Annotated in this window: 15 protein-coding genes; 2 read left to right on the plus strand and 13 right to left on the minus strand. The window is 69.3% G+C overall.

The window, feature by feature from the left end:
- Window positions 1-13 precede the first annotated feature (13 nt).
- From rlmN to IS481_RS09975, 5 genes are all read right to left on the minus strand, one after another.
- Window positions 14-1,153: a dual-specificity RNA methyltransferase RlmN gene (gene rlmN / locus IS481_RS09955; protein ID WP_104358972.1), complete on the minus strand. Its 1,140-nt coding sequence runs from the start codon at window positions 1,151-1,153 to the stop codon at window positions 14-16.
- A 40-nt stretch (window positions 1,154-1,193) separates the two neighbouring features.
- Window positions 1,194-1,619, minus strand: a complete 426-nt coding sequence (gene ndk, locus IS481_RS09960; protein ID WP_104358973.1) for a nucleoside-diphosphate kinase — start codon at window positions 1,617-1,619, stop codon at window positions 1,194-1,196.
- Between the two features lie 125 nt (window positions 1,620-1,744).
- Window positions 1,745-3,526, minus strand: coding sequence for a 23S rRNA pseudouridine(2605) synthase RluB (gene rluB / locus IS481_RS09965; RefSeq protein ID WP_419186836.1), 1,782 nt, complete (start codon window positions 3,524-3,526; stop codon window positions 1,745-1,747).
- The gene (gene scpB / locus IS481_RS09970; protein WP_104358975.1) at window positions 3,516-4,580 is read right to left on the minus strand and encodes an SMC-Scp complex subunit ScpB; all 1,065 of its coding nucleotides are present in this window, start codon (window positions 4,578-4,580) and stop codon (window positions 3,516-3,518) included. The genes rluB and scpB overlap by 11 nt, the downstream gene beginning before the upstream one ends.
- Before the next feature lie 284 nt (window positions 4,581-4,864).
- On the minus strand, window positions 4,865-5,851 hold the full coding sequence (locus IS481_RS09975) for an RluA family pseudouridine synthase (protein ID WP_104358976.1): 987 nt from the start codon (window positions 5,849-5,851) through the stop codon (window positions 4,865-4,867).
- Window positions 5,852-5,937: 86 nt separating this feature from the next.
- Between IS481_RS09975 and IS481_RS09980 the strand changes: the two genes are divergently transcribed.
- The gene (locus IS481_RS09980) at window positions 5,938-6,741 is read left to right on the plus strand and encodes an outer membrane protein assembly factor BamD (RefSeq protein ID WP_104358977.1); all 804 of its coding nucleotides are present in this window, start codon (window positions 5,938-5,940) and stop codon (window positions 6,739-6,741) included.
- 18 nt (window positions 6,742-6,759) lie between these two features.
- On the opposite strand, the gene IS481_RS09985 is transcribed toward IS481_RS09980, so the two are convergent.
- Window positions 6,760-8,823, minus strand: a complete 2,064-nt coding sequence (locus IS481_RS09985) for a DNA repair helicase YoaA (RefSeq protein WP_104358978.1) — start codon at window positions 8,821-8,823, stop codon at window positions 6,760-6,762.
- On the minus strand, window positions 8,820-9,023 hold the full coding sequence (locus IS481_RS09990) for a DUF465 domain-containing protein (RefSeq protein WP_104358979.1): 204 nt from the start codon (window positions 9,021-9,023) through the stop codon (window positions 8,820-8,822). Before IS481_RS09990 ends, IS481_RS09985 begins: the two co-directional genes overlap by 4 nt.
- A 106-nt stretch (window positions 9,024-9,129) precedes the next feature.
- On the opposite strand from IS481_RS09990, the gene IS481_RS09995 reads away from it, so the two are divergent.
- Window positions 9,130-9,909, plus strand: a complete 780-nt coding sequence (locus IS481_RS09995) for a PP2C family protein-serine/threonine phosphatase (RefSeq protein WP_104358980.1) — start codon at window positions 9,130-9,132, stop codon at window positions 9,907-9,909.
- Between the two features lie 15 nt (window positions 9,910-9,924).
- On the opposite strand, the gene zapE is transcribed toward IS481_RS09995, so the two are convergent.
- The 6 genes from zapE to soxZ form a co-directional block, all read right to left on the minus strand.
- A complete protein-coding gene (gene zapE / locus IS481_RS10000) occupies window positions 9,925-11,025 on the minus strand; it encodes a cell division protein ZapE (protein ID WP_104358981.1) in 1,101 nt (366 codons plus the stop codon).
- Window positions 11,026-11,098: 73 nt separating this feature from the next.
- The gene (gene lpdA / locus IS481_RS10005; protein WP_104358982.1) at window positions 11,099-12,529 is read right to left on the minus strand and encodes a dihydrolipoyl dehydrogenase; all 1,431 of its coding nucleotides are present in this window, start codon (window positions 12,527-12,529) and stop codon (window positions 11,099-11,101) included.
- Between the two features lie 17 nt (window positions 12,530-12,546).
- Entirely contained in the window at window positions 12,547-13,800 is a 1,254-nt protein-coding gene (odhB, locus tag IS481_RS10010; RefSeq protein WP_114699313.1) for a 2-oxoglutarate dehydrogenase complex dihydrolipoyllysine-residue succinyltransferase, read from the minus strand.
- A 109-nt stretch (window positions 13,801-13,909) separates the two neighbouring features.
- Window positions 13,910-16,768, minus strand: coding sequence for a 2-oxoglutarate dehydrogenase E1 component (locus IS481_RS10015; RefSeq protein WP_104358985.1), 2,859 nt, complete (start codon window positions 16,766-16,768; stop codon window positions 13,910-13,912).
- A gap of 259 nt (window positions 16,769-17,027) precedes the next feature.
- The gene (locus tag IS481_RS10020) at window positions 17,028-17,288 is read right to left on the minus strand and encodes a hypothetical protein (protein ID WP_132765212.1); all 261 of its coding nucleotides are present in this window, start codon (window positions 17,286-17,288) and stop codon (window positions 17,028-17,030) included.
- Between the two features lie 73 nt (window positions 17,289-17,361).
- On the minus strand, window positions 17,362-17,673 hold the full coding sequence (gene soxZ / locus IS481_RS10025) for a thiosulfate oxidation carrier complex protein SoxZ (protein WP_194963292.1): 312 nt from the start codon (window positions 17,671-17,673) through the stop codon (window positions 17,362-17,364).
- Window positions 17,674-17,692 lie beyond the last annotated feature (19 nt).

Consider the following 17,692-nt stretch of genomic DNA (forward strand, 5'->3'; position numbering starts at 1 on the left):
TGCCGACCCAACGTCATCGTCTCTTCTCCTGCCGGCTCGAGCCGGTCGTTGCATGGATGCGTATCGGCTGGCGGGTCAGGCGCTGCTGCACGTTGGTACGGTCCTGGACCTCGCCGGCCAGCTGACCGCAAGCCGCGTCAATGTCGTCTCCTCGCGTCTTGCGAACGGTCGTGACGATACCAGCATCCATCAGCACCTTCGCGAAGGCCTGCACCTGGGGACGCGCAGACCGTTTCAGGCCCGAGGAGGGGAAGGGATTGAAGGGAATCAGGTTCAGCTTGCAGGCCACCCGCCCCTTGAGCAGCGCCAGCAGCTCGCGCGCATGCGCCTCGGTGTCGTTCACGCCGTCGAGCATGCAGTACTCGAAGGTGATGAAGTCGCGCGGCGCGGTCTCGAGGTAGCGGTTGCAGGCGTCGAGCAGCTCGGCGATCGGGTACTTGCGGTTCAGCGGCACCAGCTCGTCGCGCAGCGTGTCGTTGGGCGCATGCAGCGACACGGCCAGCGCCACCGGGCAGTCCTGGCGCAGCCGGTCGATCATCGGCACCACGCCGGAGGTGGACACCGTCACGCGCCGGCGCGACAGCCCGTAGCCGTGGTCGTCGAGCATCACCCGCAGGGCCGGCACCAGCGCCGAGTAGTTCTGCAGCGGCTCGCCCATGCCCATCATCACGACGTTCGTGATGGCGCGCTCGCCCGGGGCCAGGTTCAGGCGCTGGCGCAGGTGGTGCTCGGCGTACCAGAGCTGGGCGAGGATCTCGCCGGTGGTCAGGTTGCGGCTGAACCCCTGGTGCCCCGTGGAGCAGAAACGGCAGCCGACCGCACAGCCGGCCTGCGAGGACACGCACAGCGTGCCGCGGTCGTCCTCGGGAATGAAGACGGACTCGACGGCATTGCCGTTGCCCACGTCGAACAGCCACTTGATGGTGCCGTCGGCGGACGCCTGCTCGGCCAGCACCGGCAGCGCACGCACTTCGGCCACGCCGGCCAGCTTCTGGCGCAGGGACTTGGCGAGGTCGGACATCTGCTCGAAGTCCGACGCGCCCTTCTGGTGGATCCAGCGGAACAGCTGGGTCGCGCGGAAGCGCTTCTCGCCCAGCTGCTCGCAGTAGACCGCCAGCCTGTCGAGATCGAAATCCAGTAGGTTGACGGTCATGTGCCTTCCTCGTTCGAGGATGCAGTGGCTACAACCGCGCTCAGCGGCTGTAGATGTTCATGCCGGGGAAGAAGAACGCCACTTCGGCAGCCGCGGTTTCGGGACCGTCGGAGCCGTGCACGGCGTTGGCGTCGATGCTCTCCGCGAAGTCGGCACGGATGGTGCCCTTCTCGGCCTTCTTCGGATCGGTGGCGCCCATCAGTTCGCGGTTCTTGGCGATGGCGTTCTCGCCTTCGAGCACCTGCACCATCACCGGGCCGGAGATCATGAACTCGACCAGGTCCTTGAAGAAGGGACGCTCCTTGTGCACGGCGTAGAACTGCTCGGCCTCGCCGCGCGACAGATGCACCATCTTGGCCGCCACGATCTTCAGACCCGCGCCTTCGAAACGAGAGTAGATCTGGCCGATCACGTTCTTGGCCACGGCATCGGGTTTGATGATCGACAGAGTGCGTTCGACCGCCATGAAAGTTCTCCTGAAATCAAGTACTTGGCAAAGCTTTTCATTGTAACGCCCGCACGGGGGTTTTCCCCAGGCAGGCGCCGCTATTTCCAGCGCGGGTCAAGGGCATCCGGCGGGTGGGGTGACCGTCAACGGCCCCTTCCGCCACGCTTGCCGCCCTTGCCGCGGCCACCGCCCTTGCCACCCTGCGTCTTGCGGTAGAACGCATCGCCGCCGATGTAGCCGACACTGGTCTGCATCGGGTCGGGCTGGCGCGGCGCGCCCCCCTTGCGGGCAGCCTGGACGAAGCGCTTGTCGTAGGTCTGCTCCAGCGGATCGGGAATGCGCGTGCTGCCGCCGCCGTTGCCGCCCCCCGAGCGGAACCGCTTGTCGAAGGTCTGTTGCAGCGGATCGGGCCCCGCCGCGGCGCGCGCGTTGCCGCGCCCCTTGCCGCGGCCCTTGCCGCCCTGGCGCTTCTCGCCCTTGGCCGCCTTGCCGCCTTCGGCGCCGGGCCCGGCCTGCGTGCCGCCGGCCAGGCGACGGATCGCCTGCACGTCGTCCTTGTCCAGCTCGACCCACACGCCGCGCTTGAGCCCGCGCGGCAGCACCACCGTGCCGTAGCGGATGCGGATCAGGCGGCTGACCGTCAGCCCGACCGCCTCGAACATGCGGCGCACCTCGCGGTTGCGGCCCTCGGTGATGACCACCCGGTACCAGCGGTTCGCGCCCTCGCCGCCACCGTCCTCGATGGACTTGAAGGCGGCCGGCTGGCCGTCGATCTTCACGCCTTCGAGCAGCCGGGCGCGCGATTCGTCGTCGAGCACCCCCAGCACGCGCACCGCGTACTCGCGCTCGACGCCGAACCGCGGGTGCATCAGCTGGTTGGCCAGCTCGCCCGAGTTGGTGAACAGCAGCAGGCCCTCGGTGTTGAGGTCCAGGCGCCCGACCGACTGCCACTTGCCCTGCGACAGCTTGGGCAGGCGGCGGAACACCGTCGGCCGGTTCTGCGGGTCGTCGTGCGTGACGACCTCGCCCGCGGGCTTGTGGTAGGCCAGCACGCGCGGCGGCGGCGGCGCGATGCGCACCTTGATCGGCTTGCCGTTGACGCGCACCTGGTCGCCGTAGGAGATGCGCTGCCCGATGTGGGCCGGCTCGCCGTTGACCGAAATGCGGCCCTCGAGGATCAGCTGCTCCATGTCGCGGCGCGAGCCGATGCCGGCCTGCGCCAGCACCTTGTGCAGCTTGGGCGCATCCGGCTCGGGCTGCAGCACCCGCTTGGGCGGCGGGGCCTCGGCCACGTCAGCCTCGTCCTCGACATCGAAGTGACCGGCCAGCACGTCGGCAAAGCGCTCCTGCGCCAGCTGCGCCGCACCGCCCTTGCCCCCCTTGTGGCGGGACGGCTGCGGCGCGTTGCCATGGCCGCGCGCGGTGTCCTCGCCCCCGGCAGCAGCCTCACCCTGGGCCTGAGCCTGCGCACGCTCGCCGCCGCGACGGCCGCGGCGGTCGCGCCGGCGGCGCGAGCCGCCTTCGCGCGGTGCAGCCGCTTCGCCTTCGGGCGATGCCTGCACGGCGGAGGCCGCTTCGTCGGAACCGGCCTCGCCGGCAGGCGCAGCCGCTTGCGCCGCAGCAGTCGTCGCCTCTGCAGCCGGCACGGCGTCCTGCGCGGCCCCGGCCGACGCCGCGGCCGGCGCCGCGTCCGCCTCCTGCGCCGCGGCAGCCGCCTTGCGGCGGCGCGTGGTCTTCTTGGCAGCAGGCGGCGTTTCCGTGGACGGGGCCTCGTCGCCGCCCGGCGCGGCGTCCGTCACCGGCTCGGCCTTGGGCTTGCGCGGGCTGCTGCGGCGCTTGGGCTTGGCCTCGGCGACGCTCTCGGCGGCGTCGGCGGCGCTGTCCGGTGCGGGCATCGGAGGCAGTTCTTGCGAATCAGAGTTCATGGCGAGTCGCTTCGGGAGCGCTGGAATCGGTGTCGTTGTCTACGCTGCCCGGTTCGGCGGCAGCGGGTTCGGTCGGTTCGGCATCGAAGCCGGGGGCCTCGTTCCGGGCCTCGGGCGCGGCACGGTCATCGTCGGCCGTGCCCGACGCGTCCGCGGCCTCGGCTGGCGGCTGCGGCGCGGCCTCGGCCGGCGGGAACGCGACGGCGGTCTCGGCGGTTGCGGACCCGGCATCCGCCGCGGCCTGGGCGGGCGCTTCGGTGTCGGGCTCGGGCGCAGCGGCGGCTTCGGCCGGTGCCGCCTGCGCCGCGGATGGGGGTTCGGCATCAGCCGTGGCATCCGGCGTGCCCGCAGGCGGCTCGCCGGCGCCTTCGTCCGCGCCGGTGGAAGCCTCGTTTGCCTGCGGCGCCACGGTGGCATGCGGGTGGGCCGCCTGCGCCTCGGCAGGCGCGGCCCCCTCCTCGCCCGCGGCCTGCGGCTCCTCGCCGTCCAGCAGCGAGGGCTGCTCGGGCTCGCCCTGCCGGGCCAGCGCCTCGGCGGCGTGGGCCATGCCTTCGAGCGCGGGCAGCTGGTCCAGCGATGCCAGCCCCAGGTCGTCCAGGAACTGCTTGGTCGTCGCATAGAGGGCCGGCCGGCCGGGTGCCTCGCGGTAGCCGATCACGTCGATCCAGCCTCGCTCCTCGAGCTGCTTGATGATCTGGCTGCTGACCGTCACGCCCCGGATGTCCTCGATGTCGCCGCGCGTGACCGGCTGGCGGTAGGCGATGATGGCCAGCGTCTCCATCGTCGCGCGCGAGTACTTGGGCGGCTTCTCCGGGTTCAGGCGGTCGAGGTATTCGCGCATCTCGGGCCGGCTCTGGAACCGCCAGCCGCTGGCCACCGCCACCAGCTCGACACCGCGGCCCTCCCAGTCGCGCGCCAGTTCGTCGAGCAGCATGCGGATCGTGTCGGCGCCCAGTTCGTCGTTGAACAGGGTCCGCATGTCACGCAGCGGCAGGGGCTGGTGTGCACAGATCAGCGCGGTCTCAAGGACGCGCTTGGCATCCTGCGTGTTCATGGATCGTCGTTTGTCGTCCTCAACCGGGTGGGGCGGCCGGCGCGCCTTGCGCAGAAGGTTGCAGCGGGCGGCCAACGTGCCGGACGCTGGTCAAGCAGGGTCTGCGATGCGTGCCTGGGGTCCGCCGCAGCGCGCCAAGTGCCCTGGCGGCTGCCCTGGCCTTGCAAGGTCTGCCGGGTCTGGAATCCGGGTGCCTGCGGGCTGGCGGTGAATGAATACCTCGCCCGCATTGTATCCAAGCCGGCTGACAGGCCCGAAACTTCCTGCGATCTGTGTCTCCTGCGTCACACCCGTGCTCCGGCGACGGCATCCCAGGCGCGCGCGAAATCGTCCGGCGGCGCCGCCTCGAACGACAGCGCTGCGCCACCCACGGGGTGGGCCAGCCCCAGTCGCCAGGCATGCAGGGCCTGCCGCGTCAGCCCGAGCAGGGGCCTGCCGCCGTACAGCGCGTCGCCCACCAGCGGATGGCCGCGGTGCGCCAGGTGCACGCGGATCTGGTGCGTGCGCCCGGTGTGCAGCCGGCATGCGACGGCCGTGACGCCGTCCCGCACGGCCTGCACCGTCACGTCGGTGCGGGCCGGCTTGCCGCCGGCGACCACCGCCATGCGCACGCGCGACTGCGGGTCGCGGCCGATCGGCGCGTCGATGCTCGCCAGCGCTGCCGGATCACGGATCTCGCCGTGCACCAGCGCAAGGTACTCGCGTCGCACCTCGCGCGCCGCGATCGCGCGCACCAGGGCCGTCACCGCCTCGAGCGTCTTGCCGACCACCATCAGCCCGCTGGTGTCCTTGTCGAGCCGGTGCACGATGCCGGCACGCGGCAGTGCGGCCGCGCCGGGATGGTGGGCCAGCAGCCCGTTGAGCAGCGTGCCGGACCAGTTGCCCGCGGCCGGGTGCACGACCAGCCCCGCCGGCTTGTGCAGCACGATGAGGTGCTCGTCCTCGTGGCGGATGTCCAGCGGGACCGGTTCGGGGCGGAAGGCCTGGCTCTCGGCGGTGGGGCGCAGCTCCACGACCACCTGCTGGCCGGCCTGCACCTTGCGGCTGGCCACCGTCACGACGCGCCCGTCGACCTGCACGCAGCCGTCGTCGATCAGGCGCTGCAGGTGACTGCGCGAGAACTCGCCGGCGATGTCCACCAGCAGCTTGTCCAGGCGCAGGCCATGCTGGGCGATGCCGACCTGGGCCGCGCGCCGCTCCACCTCCTGGGGTTCGTCGTCCGCCTCGGTTTCAAGGCCCTGCGGCGCACCGGGGCGTCGTGGGGGAAGCATATAGAATTCCCGATCCTTCTTTGACGGCGGCCGCTGGTGCCGCCCATGCGTGTCTTATGGTTGCTGTGCCGGGTGAGGTGAAGCGTATGTCCCGCTTGTCGGTGTCCGCGTGGGGCGCTGCGATCGCGCTGGCCATGCTGGCGGGTTGTTCGTCGACGCCGAAGGACGAGACCGCCGGCATGTCGAACGAGAAATTGTATTCAGAGGCCCGGGACGAGGCCGCGGCCGGCAACTACGAGCGTGCCATCAAGTTCTACGAACGCCTCGAAGGGCGCGCGGCCGGCACCCTGCTGTCGCAGCAGGCGCAGCTGGAGCTGGCCTACGCCTACTACCGCACCGGCGAACGCGCGCAGGCGCTGGCCACGCTCGACCGCTTCATCAAGCTGCACCCGAGCAGCCCGGCGCTGGACTATGCGCTGTACCTGCGCGGGCTGGTGAACTTCAACGACAACCTCGGCCTGTTCGGCAGCCTGTCGCGCCAGGACCTGTCCGAGCGCGACCAGCAGGCGGCCAAGGAAGCATTCCAGTCGTTCAAGCAGCTGGTCGAGCAGTTCCCGTCGTCGACCTATGCGCCCGACGCGAAGCTGCGGATGAACTACATCGTCAATTCGCTGGCGGCCTACGAGGTGCATGTGGCACGCTACTACTTCCGGCGTGGCGCCTACCTCGCCGCCGCGAACCGCGCGCAGGCCGCGATCCAGGGCTACCAGGAGTCGCCGGCGATCGAGGAAGCGCTGTACATCCTCGCGCGCAGCTACGACCGGCTGGGCCTCGAGCAGCTGCGCGACGACGCGGAGCGCGTGCTCAAGACCAGCTTCCCGGACAGCCCCTACCTCACGCAGGGCCTGCAGGCCCGGGAACAGGACAAGCCCTGGTGGCAGCTCTGGTGAGGTCCTGAACGCCGGCGCTCAGGTGCCGGCGCCCTCCTCGCGCAGCTGGCGCAACCACGACAGCGCCTCCTCTTCCGTCGCGACCCGCCGCATCGGCGGCAGCGCCGCGAGCAGCCGCCGGCCATAGCCCATGACGGCCATGCGCGGGTCGCACACCACCAGCAGGCCGCGGTCGCTCTCGGTGCGGATCAGCCGCCCGGCGCCCTGCTTCAGCGCCACCGCGGCCTCGGCGACGAAATACTCGTTGAACGCATTGCGGCCCTCGCTCTCGAGCCGCCTGACGCGCGCCTCCACCAGCGGGTCGTTGGGCGGCGGGAACGGCAGCTTGTCGATCACGACGCACTGCAAGGCCTCGCCGGGCACGTCGATGCCTTCCCAGAAGGTCTGCGAGCCGACCAGCACCGCGCCCTGCCCCGCCGCCGGCAGCGACGCGGGCCCCGGCCATCCCGAGGTGGCCAGCGACACCGCCGCGCCGTGCCGCTCGAGGAAGCGCTGCATCAGCTGGCGCTTGGGTGCCGCGCCCTGCACCAGCACCTCGATCGGCAGGCCCTCGGCCTCGAAGCGCTCCCGCAGTGCCTCGCCGATCTGCTGCAGCGCGCGCAAGGTGGTGGTCAGCACGAAGGTGCGCCCGCCCGCAGCCGCCGCCAGCTTCGCCGCCAGCGCCGCGACCGCGCCCGGATGGGCACTCTCGTTGGGCTTGGGGAACTGGCGCGGCACGTACACCCGCGCATGCGCCGGATAGTCGAACGGGCTGCCCACGCGCAGCGTCTGCGCATCGTCCAGCCCGGCCGGTTCGGTGAACCAGGACAGCCGCTCGTCGTCGCCCAGCGTGGCGGAGGTGAAGATCCAGGCCTTGGGCGAAGCCTCGAGCTGCTCGCGCATCGCGGCGCGGATGTCCAGCGGCGACTCCACCAGCCGCGCCTGCTGCGCGCTGATGTCGATCCAGCGCACGACGCCGGGGTCGCCCTCCTTCAGGAACAGCCGGGTGCGCGAGGCCAGCTCGGCCGCGCGCTCCTGCAGGCGCGGGAAGTCGGGCGCCACCTCGGCCACCGCCTCCAGCGCCTCGGCCGCGGTGCGCAGCTGCTCGTTGAGCGCACACAGGGCCTGCACGAACTCGGCCCGCCCGGCGCGATCCTGCCAGCGCAGCTTCAGCGTGCCGCGCACGTCGCGCAGCGGCCCGGCCGCCGCCAGGCGCAGGTCGCGCGCCGCCTTCTCGCAGGCCGCGGCCAGCTCCGACCACGAGCGCAGCCCGCGCGCATGCTGCAGCCCGGCGGCCAGCATGTCGCGCCCGAAGTCGATCACCTGCGCGGTGCCGAGCGTGGTGCCGAGGAACGAGACGCCCGCCTCGGTGAGCTGGTGTGCCTCGTCGAAGATCACCACGTCGACGCTGGGCAGCAGTTCGGCCATGCCGGTCTCGCGCAGCGCGAGGTCGGCGAAGAACAGGTGATGGTTGACCACCACCACGTCGGCCGCGAGCGCCTCGCGCCGCGCCTTCATCACGTGGCAGCTGCGGTAGCTCGGGCAGTCCGAGCCCAGGCAGTTGTCGCGCGAGGACGTGACCAGCGGGATCACCGGGGAGCGGTCGTCCAGGCCCTCGAGCTCGGCGAGGTCACCGCTGCGGGTGGACTGGGCCCATTCCTCGATGCGCGCCAGCGCACGCACCGCAAAGCGGTCGGGCAGCGTGGCGGACTGGCGCGCCTGCTGCAGGCGGTGCAGGCACAGGTAGCTGCCGCGGCCCTTGAGCAGCGCCAGCTGCACCGGCATCTGCAGCGCGTCGCGCACGTGCGGCAGGTCGCGCAGGAACAGCTGGTCCTGCAGGCTCTTGGTCGCGGTGCTGACCAGCACGCGCCCGTCGGCCAGCAGTGCGGGCACCAGGTAGGCGTAGGTCTTGCCGACGCCGGTGCCGGCCTCGGCGACGATGGGGCGGCGTGCTTCCACCGCGCGGGCGATCGCGCAGGCCAGCTCGGTCTGCGCGGCGCGCTCGCGGTAGTGCGGGTCGGCCTGGGCCAGGGCGCCATCGGCCGAAAAGGCATCGAGCACCGCCTGCACCAGCGGGCCGTCGTCGGGGTGCCGGTCCGTCATGCCGGCTCTTGGGGTTCCAGCAGGGCCTCCAGTCGCGCGATCTGGTCGCGCAGCAGCAGGCGCCGTTTCTTCAGGCGGCGCAACGCGAGTTCGTCCAGGGGGCGATGGACTTCGGCCCGGTCGATCAGGCTGTCCAGATCGGCATGCTCCATGCGCAGCTCGATCAGCCGTCGCTGCGGGGAGTGCAGGTTGTCGTCCATGGCATGCCGGTCGGAAGGCCGGTCCGCGCGGACCCAGGCGGGAATCCGTGGGGGCGGGAATCGGGTGCGGTGCATTATAGTTTTGGTCAGTTTTCATCTGCTGACCATGAGCTCACCCACCAAGGCATCCAAAGGCTACCGCCTCGCGGCAGCGACCGCCATCCACCGCGGCGATCGCATGTACCAGCAAGACCAGGTGGAGGTGCTGGCGCACCCCCGGGTCTCCGGCTGCCTGATGGCGGTGGTCGCCGACGGCATGGGCGGCAAGAGCGGCGGACGCAAGGCCTCCGACCAGGTCATCCTCACCGCCCGCCAGCTGTTCGACCGCTACTCCCCGGCGGTCGACGACCCGACCGAGACGCTCAAGCAGCTGGTGCTGGAATCGCACCTGATGATCAAGCTGACCGCCATCACTGCCGAGGAAGAGCCTCACAGCACGGTGGCCGCCTTCCTGATCAACCCCAACCGGGAATGCCACATCATCCATGCCGGCGATTCCCGCGTGTACCACTTCCGCGGCCCGGAGATGGTCAGCCGCACCAAGGACCACTCCTACGTGCAGCGCCTGGTCGACGAGGGCCAGATCACCGAGGACGAGGCCAACGTCCACCCGCAGTCCAACCTCCTGACCGGCTGCCTGGGCACCTTCCAGGACCCGCCCCTGACGCTGGCGCACATCGACCGGCTGGAGATCGGCGACACCGTGATGGCGTGCACCGACGGGTTGTGGCACTACTTCAGCCCGCGCGAGCTGGGCGCCATCGTCAACACGCTGCCGCCGCGCGATGCCAGCGAGATGCTGGTCACCAAGGCACGCCAGCGTGCCCGCGGCAGCGGCGACAACCTGTCGCTGGCGATCGTGCGCGTCGAGCTGCTGAGCAGCTGAGGCGGCGCGCGCCGCTCAGGTCAGGCGCGTGTCGACGTCGCGCCTGGCCTCCGACAGGAATTCCTTCGACTGCATCTCGTGCAGGCGCGAGACCGTGCGCGGGAACTCGTGCGCCAGCGGCCCTTCGGCGTAGAGCTGCTCGGGCGGCACCGCCGCCGACATGATGAGCTTCACGCGACGGTCGTACAGCACGTCGACCAGCCAGGTGAAGCGGCGCGCCTCGGACGCCAGCTTGGGCGGCATCTGCGGCACGTTGGACAGCAGCAGCGTGTGGAACTGCGCCGCCAGCTCCAGGTAGTCGTTCTGCGAACGCGGGCTGCCGCACAGGGTCTGGAAATCGAACCACACCACCCCGCCGGCGCGCCGGCGTGCGCGGATCTCGCGGTGCTCGATGTGCAGCACGTTGTCCTCGTCGCGCACCTCGGCCAGCTGGTCGAAGGCGCGCGCCATCGCTGCGTCGGCCTCGGGACCCAGCGGCGTGTGGTACAGCTGCACGTGCTCCAGCGTGCGGCGCCGGTAGTCGGTGCCGTTGTCGACGTTGATGACCTCGAGCTTGTCCTTGAGCAGCTCGATCGCCGGCAGGATGCGGTCGCGGTGCAGGCCGTTCGGGTACAGGTCGTCCGGATGGAAGTTGGACGTGGTGACGATGCTGACGCGATGGTCGAACAGCGCCTTGAGCAGGCGGTGCAGGATCATCGCGTCGGTGACGTCGGCGACGTGGAACTCGTCGAAGCAGATCAGCCGGTGGCGGCGCGCGATGCGCTTGCCCAGCTCGTCCAGCGGGTTGACCGTCCCCTTGAGGTCGGCCAGCTCGCGGTGCACCTCGCGCATGAACTCGTGGAAGTGCAGCCGCGTCTTGCGCTGCAGCGGCACGGCGTTGAAGAAGCAGTCCATCAGGAAGCTCTTGCCGCGCCCCACCCCGCCGTACATGTAGACGCCGCGCGGCAGCGGCGGATGCCGCAGCAGCTTGGTGATCGGATTCGAGCGGCGCGCCTTGTAGTCCAGCCACTCGTCGTAGCAGCGCTGCAGGGCCGCCACCCCGCGCAGCTGCGCGGGGTCGCTCTGGTAGCCGCGTTCCTTCAGCGTCCGTTGGTACAGCTCAGTGACGCTCACCATCCCCTCACCGTGTCAGCAAAAAAAGGGGCGACGGTGAAGTCGCCCCGGCGGTCCGTCTGGCCGTCTGCGCGGCTCAGAAGTTCAGCGTGCGCTTGTCCACCGCCAGCGCCGCCTCCTTGGTGGCCTCGCTGAGCGACGGGTGCGCGTGGCAGATGCGGGCGATGTCCTCGGCGCTGGCCTTGAACTCCATCGCCACCACGCTCTCGGCGATCAGCTCGGACGCGTACGGCCCGATGATGTGCACGCCGAGGATCTCGTCGGTCTTGGCATCGGCCAGGAACTTGACGAAGCCGGTGGTGTCGCCGAGCGCACGGGCGCGGCCGTTGGCCATGAACGGGAAGCTGCCGGCCTTGTAGGCGCGGCCTTCGGCCTTGAGCTGCTGCTCGGTCTTGCCGACCCAGGCGATCTCGGGGCTGGTGTAGATCACCCACGGGATGGTGTCGAAGTTCACGTGACCGTGCTGGCCGGCGATGCGCTCGGCCACCGCCACGCCCTCTTCCTCGGCCTTGTGCGCCAGCATCGGGCCGCGCACCACGTCACCCACCGCCCAGACGTTGGGCAGGTTGGTGCGGCACTGGTCGTCGACCACGATGGCGCCGCGCTCGTCGAGCTTCAGGCCCACGGCTTCCGGGTTCAGGCCGTTGGTGTTGGGCACGCGGCCGATCGAGACGATCAGCTTGTCGACCTCCAGCGTCTGGGCCTCGCCCTTGGCGTCGGTGTAGCTGACGGTCACGCCCTTGGCGCCGTTCTTGACCTCGTTGACCTTCACGCCCAGCTGAATCTTCAGGCCCTGCTTGGTGAAGACCTTGAGCGCCTCCTTGGCGACCTGCTCGTCGGCAGCGCCCAGGAAGGTCGGCAGTGCCTCGAGGATGGTCACGTCGGCGCCCAGGCGGCGCCACACCGAGCCCATCTCCAGGCCGATGACGCCGGAGCCGATCACGCCCAGCTTCTTCGGCACCTCGGGGATGCGCAGCGCACCGTCGTTGGACAGGACGTTCTGCTCGTCGAACGGCACGCCCGGCAGCGCGCGGGCGTTGGAGCCGGTGGCGACGATCACGTGCCTGGCCTCGATGACCTCCTCGTTCGCGCCGGACACCTTGAGCTCGTAGCCGATGCCGCCGGCCTTCACGAACGAGCCGCGGCCGTGGAAGAAGGTCACCTTGTTCTTCTTGAACAGGTACAGGATGCCTTCGTTGTTCTGCTTCACGACCGCATCCTTGCGGGCCAGCATCTTCGCCACGTCCATCGACAGGTTGGACAGCGAGATGCCGTGCTCGGCAAAGTGATGGCCGGCCTGCTCGTAGTGCTCGGACGACTGCAGCAGCGCCTTGGACGGGATGCAGCCGACGTTGGTGCAGGTGCCGCCCGGGGCGGGACCGCCCTTGGCGTTCTTCCACTCGTCGATGCAGGCCGTGTTGAAGCCCAGCTGCGCCGCACGGATGGCGGCGATGTAGCCGCCCGGGCCGCCGCCGATGACGACGACGTCGAATTGCTTGTTGCTCATCGTGTGGGGTCCCCGGCTCAGATGTCGAACAGCAGGCGCGACGGATCTTCCAGCGCCTCCTTCATCGCGACCAGGCCCAGCACGGCCTCGCGGCCGTCGATGATGCGGTGGTCATACGACATGGCCAGGTAGTTGATCGGACGGATCACGATCTGGCCGTTCTCGACCACCGGGCGGTCCTTGGTGGCGTGGATGCCCAGGATGGCCGACTGCGGCGGGTTGATGATCGGGGTGGACAGCATCGAGCCGAACACGCCGCCGTTGGAGATCGAGAACGTGCCGCCGGACAGCTCGTCCAGGCTCAGCTTGCCGTCCTTGGCCTTCTGGCCGAACTCGGCGATCTTCTTCTCGATCTCGGCGAAGGTCATCTGGTCGGCGTTGCGCAGGATCGGCACCACCAGGCCACGCGGCGAACCGACCGCGATGCCGATGTCGAAGTAGCCGTGGTAGATGATGTCGGTGCCGTCGACCGAGGCGTTCAGGATCGGGAACTTCTTCAGCGCGTGGACCGCGGCCTTGACGAAGAAGCTCATGAAGCCCAGGCGCACGCCGTGTTCCTTCTCGAACTTCTCCTGGTACTTCTTGCGCAGCTCCATCACCGGCGCCATGTTGACCTCGTTGAAGGTGGTCAGGATGGCGTTGGTGGCCTGCGACTGCAGCAGGCGCTCGGCGATGCGCGCGCGCAGGCGGCTCATCGGCACGCGCTGCTCGGGGCGGTCGCCCAGGTTCTGCGTCAGCGGCGCGGCCACCGGCGGCAGCGGCTTGGCCGCGGCCGGCGCCGGCGCGGCGGCGGGCTTGGTGCCGGCGGCGATGGCGCCCAGCACGTCGCCCTTGGTGATGCGGCCGTCCTTGCCGGTGCCGCTCACCTGCGAGGCGGACAGGTTGTTGTCGGCCAGCAGCTTGGCGGCCGCGGGCATGGCCACGCCGGCCTTGGAGGCACTGGCCGGAGCCGCAGCGGCGGCCGGCGCCGGGGCGGGCGCGGCAGCCGCGGGGGCCGGCGCCGGGGCCGGGGCCGCAGCACCGGCGGTGGCTTCGGTGTCGATCTTGGCGATGACCTGGTCGGAGGTCACCGTGCCGCCGTCGTCGACGACGATCTCGGTGAGCACGCCGGCCGAAGGCGCCGGCACTTCCAGCACCACCTTGTCGGTCTCGATCTCGATCAGGATCTCGTCGGCCGAGACGGCTTCACCGGCCTTCTTCTTCCATTGCAGCAGCGTGGCCTCGGCCACCGATTCGGAAAGCTGCGGAACCTTGACTTCTACGATTGCCATGTCTTGTCTTTCGATGATCTGCGCCGCGCAGGATGCCGGCCGCAGCCGGCGGTATGCGCACGGTCATCGCGGCGCGCAGCGCCCGCGATGACCGCCGGGTGACGTCAAATTACTTGGTGAGGATGAAGCCTTTGAGCTTGGCGAACGCCTGCTCCAGCAGCGCCTTCTGCTGCTCCTGGTGCAGGTGCGCGTAACCGACGGCCGGAGAGGCCGACGCCGGACGGCCGGCGTAGCCGAGGCGCTGGCCTTCGGTCATGTTCTCGTGGATGTAGTGCTGCACGAAGAACCAGGCGCCCTGATTCTGCGGTTCGTCCTGGCACCACACCAGCTCGGTCGCGTTGGGGTACTTCTTCAGCTCGGCACCGAACGCCTTGTGCGGGAACGGATAGAGCTGCTCGACCCGGATGATCGCGACGTCGCCGGCCTTCTTCTCCTCGCGCTTCTTGACGAGGTCGTAGTAGACCTTGCCCGAGCAGATGATCACGCGCTTGACCTTGGCAGCGTCGATCTCGGCATGGGTCTCGCCGATGACGGTGCGGAACTCGCCCTTGGTGAACTCGGACAGCGGCGAGGTGGCGTCCTTGTTGCGCAGCAGCGACTTGGGCGTCATCAGCACCAGCGGCTTGCGGAACATGCGCACCATCTGGCGCCGCAGCACATGGAAGATCTGGCTGGCCGTGGTCGGCTGGCAGATCTGCATGTTGTTGTCCGCAGCCAGCTGCATGAAGCGCTCCAGGCGCGCCGACGAGTGCTCGGGGCCCTGGCCTTCATAGCCGTGCGGCAGCATCAGCACCAGGCCGTTGGCGCGGCCCCACTTGACCTCGCCGGAGGCGATGAACTGGTCGATCACCACCTGGGCGCAGTTCGCGAAGTCGCCGAACTGGGCTTCCCAGATCACCAGGGTGTTCGGGTCGGCCGAGGCGTAGCCGTACTCGAAGCCCAGCACCGCTTCTTCCGACAGGATGGAGTCGATGACGGTGAACGGGGCCTGGTTCTCGGCCACGTTCTGCAGCGGGATGTAGGTGCCTTCGTCCCACTTCTCGCGGTTCTGGTCGTGCAGGACCGCATGGCGGTGGGTGAAGGTGCCGCGGCCGCAGTCCTCGCCGGACAGGCGCACCGGGTAGCCGCTGGCCACCAGCGACGCGAAGGCCAAGTGCTCGCCCATGCCCCAGTCGACGTTGATCTCGCCACGGCCCATGGCGGCGCGGTCGGCGATGACCTTCTCGACCAGCGGATGCAGCTTGAAGTTGCTGGGGATGGTCGTGATGCGCTCGGCCAGGCGCTTGATCTCCGCCAGCGGCAGCGCGGTGTCGGCGCTGTCGGTCCACTTCTTGCCGAGGAACGGTGCCCAGTCGACGGCGTACTTGCTCTTGTAGTTGGTCAGGACCGGGTCGACCGTATGACGGCCGGCGTCCATCGCGGCGCGGTAGGCCTTGACCATCTCGTCCGGCTCCTGCGCCTCGATCACGCCCTGCGCCACCAGCTTGTCGGCGTACAGCTTGCGCGTGCCGGGGTGCTTGGCGATCTTCTTGTACATCAGCGGCTGGGTCAGCGCAGGGGTGTCCTGCTCGTTGTGGCCCAGCTTGCGGAAGCAGACGATGTCGACGACGACGTCCTTCTTGAACTCCTGGCGGTAGTCCAGCGCCAGCTGCGTGGCGAACACCACGGCTTCGGGGTCGTCGCCGTTGACGTGCAGCACCGGCGCCTCGATCATCTTGACGACGTCGGTGCAGTACAGCGTCGAGCGCGCGTCGCGCGGGTCGCTGGTCGTGAAGCCGATCTGGTTGTTGATGACGATGTGCAGGGTGCCGCCGGTGTAGTAGCCGCGGGTCTGCGCCAGCGCCAGCGTCTCCATCACGACGCCCTGCCCGGCGAAGGCGGCGTCGCCGTGCACCAGCACGGGCAGCACCTGGTCGCCCTTCTTGTCGCCGCGGCGGTCCAGGCGGGCCTTGACCGAGCCTTCGACCACCGGGTTGACGATCTCCAGGTGCGAGGGGTTGAACGCCAGGCTCAGGTGCACCGGGCCGCCGGGGCTCGAGACGTCGCTCGAGAAGCCCTGGTGGTACTTCACGTCGCCGGCGGGCAGGTCCTCGGGGGCGGTGTGCTCGAACTCGGCGAACAGGTCCTTGGGCATCTTGCCCAGGGTGTTGACCAGCACGTTCAGGCGGCCGCGGTGGGCCATGCCGATCACGATTTCCTGCACGCCCTTGCTGCCGCCGTGCTGGATGACCTCATCCATCGCGGCAATGAAGCTCTCGCCGCCTTCCAGCGAGAACCGCTTCTGGCCGACGTACTTGGTGTGCAGGAAGCGCTCCAGGCCTTCGGCCGCGGTCAGGCGCTCCAGGATGTGGCGCTTCTTCTCGGCGGTGAAGGTGGGTTTGGCGCGGGTGCTTTCGAGCTTTTCCTGCCACCAGCGCTTTTCGGTCGGATCGGTGATGTGCATGAATTCCGCACCGATCGAACCGCAGTAGGTGTCACGCAAGGCCTGCACGATCTCGCGCAGGGTCATCTGCTCGGCCTTGGTGAAATAGGTGTTCGTGGCACTGAAAGTGATGTCCATGTCACTTTCAGTGAGGTCGTAGAACGCCGGCTCCAGCTCGGGGATGCGGGGACGTTCCTGACGCTTGAGGGGATCGAGGTCGGCCCAACGGGCACCGAGGAAACGATAGGCGGCAATCAGCGACTGGACGTGGACCTGCTTTCGGGCGACGGCCAGGTCGGCGCTGCTGGTCTTGACCGCAAAGGCGTTGGACTTGGCACGCTGCGCGAAGGATTCGATCACCGGCGCGTGGGGCACGTCACGGGCTTCGGAGCCGTCGACGGCAGGCACGTGCTGCAACGCATCGAAATAGGCTCGCCAGTTTTCCGGCACCGAACCGGGGTTGTCGAGATAAGCCTCGTACAACTCCTCGACATAGGGGGCATTACCCCCGAACAGGTACGAAGTCGCCCTGTATTGCTCCATCATTTCGCTCACCTTTCATCCTGGTTTCCAGGACTGTGGCTGGTTGAACAACCTTCCGCGACACGGCTTGACCGGTTGGCGGATTGCGACCCGCCTTTACTTCTGGGTTCAGGGCAGAAACCAGTAAAGGGGACGGGAAGGACCTGAGTCAGGGATGCGACTCTATCACCGATGGAATCATGGCGTCATGCGAGTTGTGCATACGCTGTCACGCAGCCATGGTCTTCCCGTGGAGCAAAGGGGTTTGAAAGCGGAACAGGAATCAGGGATTCGCAGGGGATGAAACCGGAGTGGCCGGCGCGTCCTGCGACCTGTCGCGTCTGGGCAACGACATCGTGCCACCCACGCCGACGCCCACCCCGCCGCGGCCGACGCCGACCGAGCCGCCGATGGTGCCGTCGGAGCCGACCGACACCCCCACGCCGCCGATGCCCACGGGCACGGCCACCCCGACCCGCGCACCGGTGCAGCCGGCCGCGAACACCGCACAAGAAGAAGCAAGCAACAGGGAAACGAAGCGCATGGGCCCCACTCTAGGGCAAACCGGCGCCGGCCGGCATCTCCCCGCACGGCGGCGGGTCTCGCCGGGCGCCGGGTCAGGCGATGGTGACCTCGTCGGTGCGCTGGTCGCCCCTGTTGTCGGTCCAGCTGATGGAGAGCTTGTCGCCGGCCTTGCCGCCGGCGAAGCTGAACTGCAGGTAGGGGTTCTTGGACACGGCCGGGCCCCATTGGGCGGTCAGCACGACCCGGTCGTTGTGACGCGCCGTCACCTCCTGGATGAACCAGGCAGGGATGACCTGGCCCGACGCATCCTTGCGCTGGCCGCTTTCCATCTCGTGCGCCATCAGCACACGCACCGTCACCTTGTCACCCTGCACCTGGGTGCGGATGCGCATGGGATCTGCCATCTCGATACTCCTCGTCTGC

The sequence above is a fragment of the Caldimonas thermodepolymerans genome (genome assembly GCF_015476235.1).
In the GTDB taxonomy this organism is placed as follows: Bacteria; Pseudomonadota; Gammaproteobacteria; order Burkholderiales; family Burkholderiaceae_C; genus Caldimonas; species Caldimonas thermodepolymerans.

Excerpts from the sequence above, each read along its gene's own strand:
- rlmN (WP_104358972.1), bottom strand. The coding sequence starts at position 1,153 with ATGACCGTCAACCTACTGGATTTCGATCTCGACAGGCTGGCGGTCTAC.
- ndk (WP_104358973.1), bottom strand. The coding sequence starts at position 1,619 with ATGGCGGTCGAACGCACTCTGTCGATCATCAAACCCGATGCCGTGGCC.
- rluB (WP_419186836.1), bottom strand. The coding sequence starts at position 3,526 with ATGAACTCTGATTCGCAAGAACTGCCTCCGATGCCCGCACCGGACAGC.
- scpB (WP_104358975.1), bottom strand. The coding sequence starts at position 4,580 with ATGAACACGCAGGATGCCAAGCGCGTCCTTGAGACCGCGCTGATCTGT.
- IS481_RS09975 (WP_104358976.1), bottom strand. The coding sequence starts at position 5,851 with ATGCTTCCCCCACGACGCCCCGGTGCGCCGCAGGGCCTTGAAACCGAG.
- IS481_RS09980 (WP_104358977.1), top strand. The coding sequence starts at position 5,938 with ATGTCCCGCTTGTCGGTGTCCGCGTGGGGCGCTGCGATCGCGCTGGCC.
- IS481_RS09985 (WP_104358978.1), bottom strand. The coding sequence starts at position 8,823 with ATGACGGACCGGCACCCCGACGACGGCCCGCTGGTGCAGGCGGTGCTC.
- IS481_RS09990 (WP_104358979.1), bottom strand. The coding sequence starts at position 9,023 with ATGGACGACAACCTGCACTCCCCGCAGCGACGGCTGATCGAGCTGCGC.
- IS481_RS09995 (WP_104358980.1), top strand. The coding sequence starts at position 9,130 with ATGAGCTCACCCACCAAGGCATCCAAAGGCTACCGCCTCGCGGCAGCG.
- zapE (WP_104358981.1), bottom strand. The coding sequence starts at position 11,025 with ATGGTGAGCGTCACTGAGCTGTACCAACGGACGCTGAAGGAACGCGGC.
- lpdA (WP_104358982.1), bottom strand. The coding sequence starts at position 12,529 with ATGAGCAACAAGCAATTCGACGTCGTCGTCATCGGCGGCGGCCCGGGC.
- odhB (WP_114699313.1), bottom strand. The coding sequence starts at position 13,800 with ATGGCAATCGTAGAAGTCAAGGTTCCGCAGCTTTCCGAATCGGTGGCC.
- IS481_RS10015 (WP_104358985.1), bottom strand. The coding sequence starts at position 16,768 with ATGATGGAGCAATACAGGGCGACTTCGTACCTGTTCGGGGGTAATGCC.
- IS481_RS10020 (WP_132765212.1), bottom strand. The coding sequence starts at position 17,288 with ATGCGCTTCGTTTCCCTGTTGCTTGCTTCTTCTTGTGCGGTGTTCGCG.
- soxZ (WP_194963292.1), bottom strand. The coding sequence starts at position 17,673 with ATGGCAGATCCCATGCGCATCCGCACCCAGGTGCAGGGTGACAAGGTG.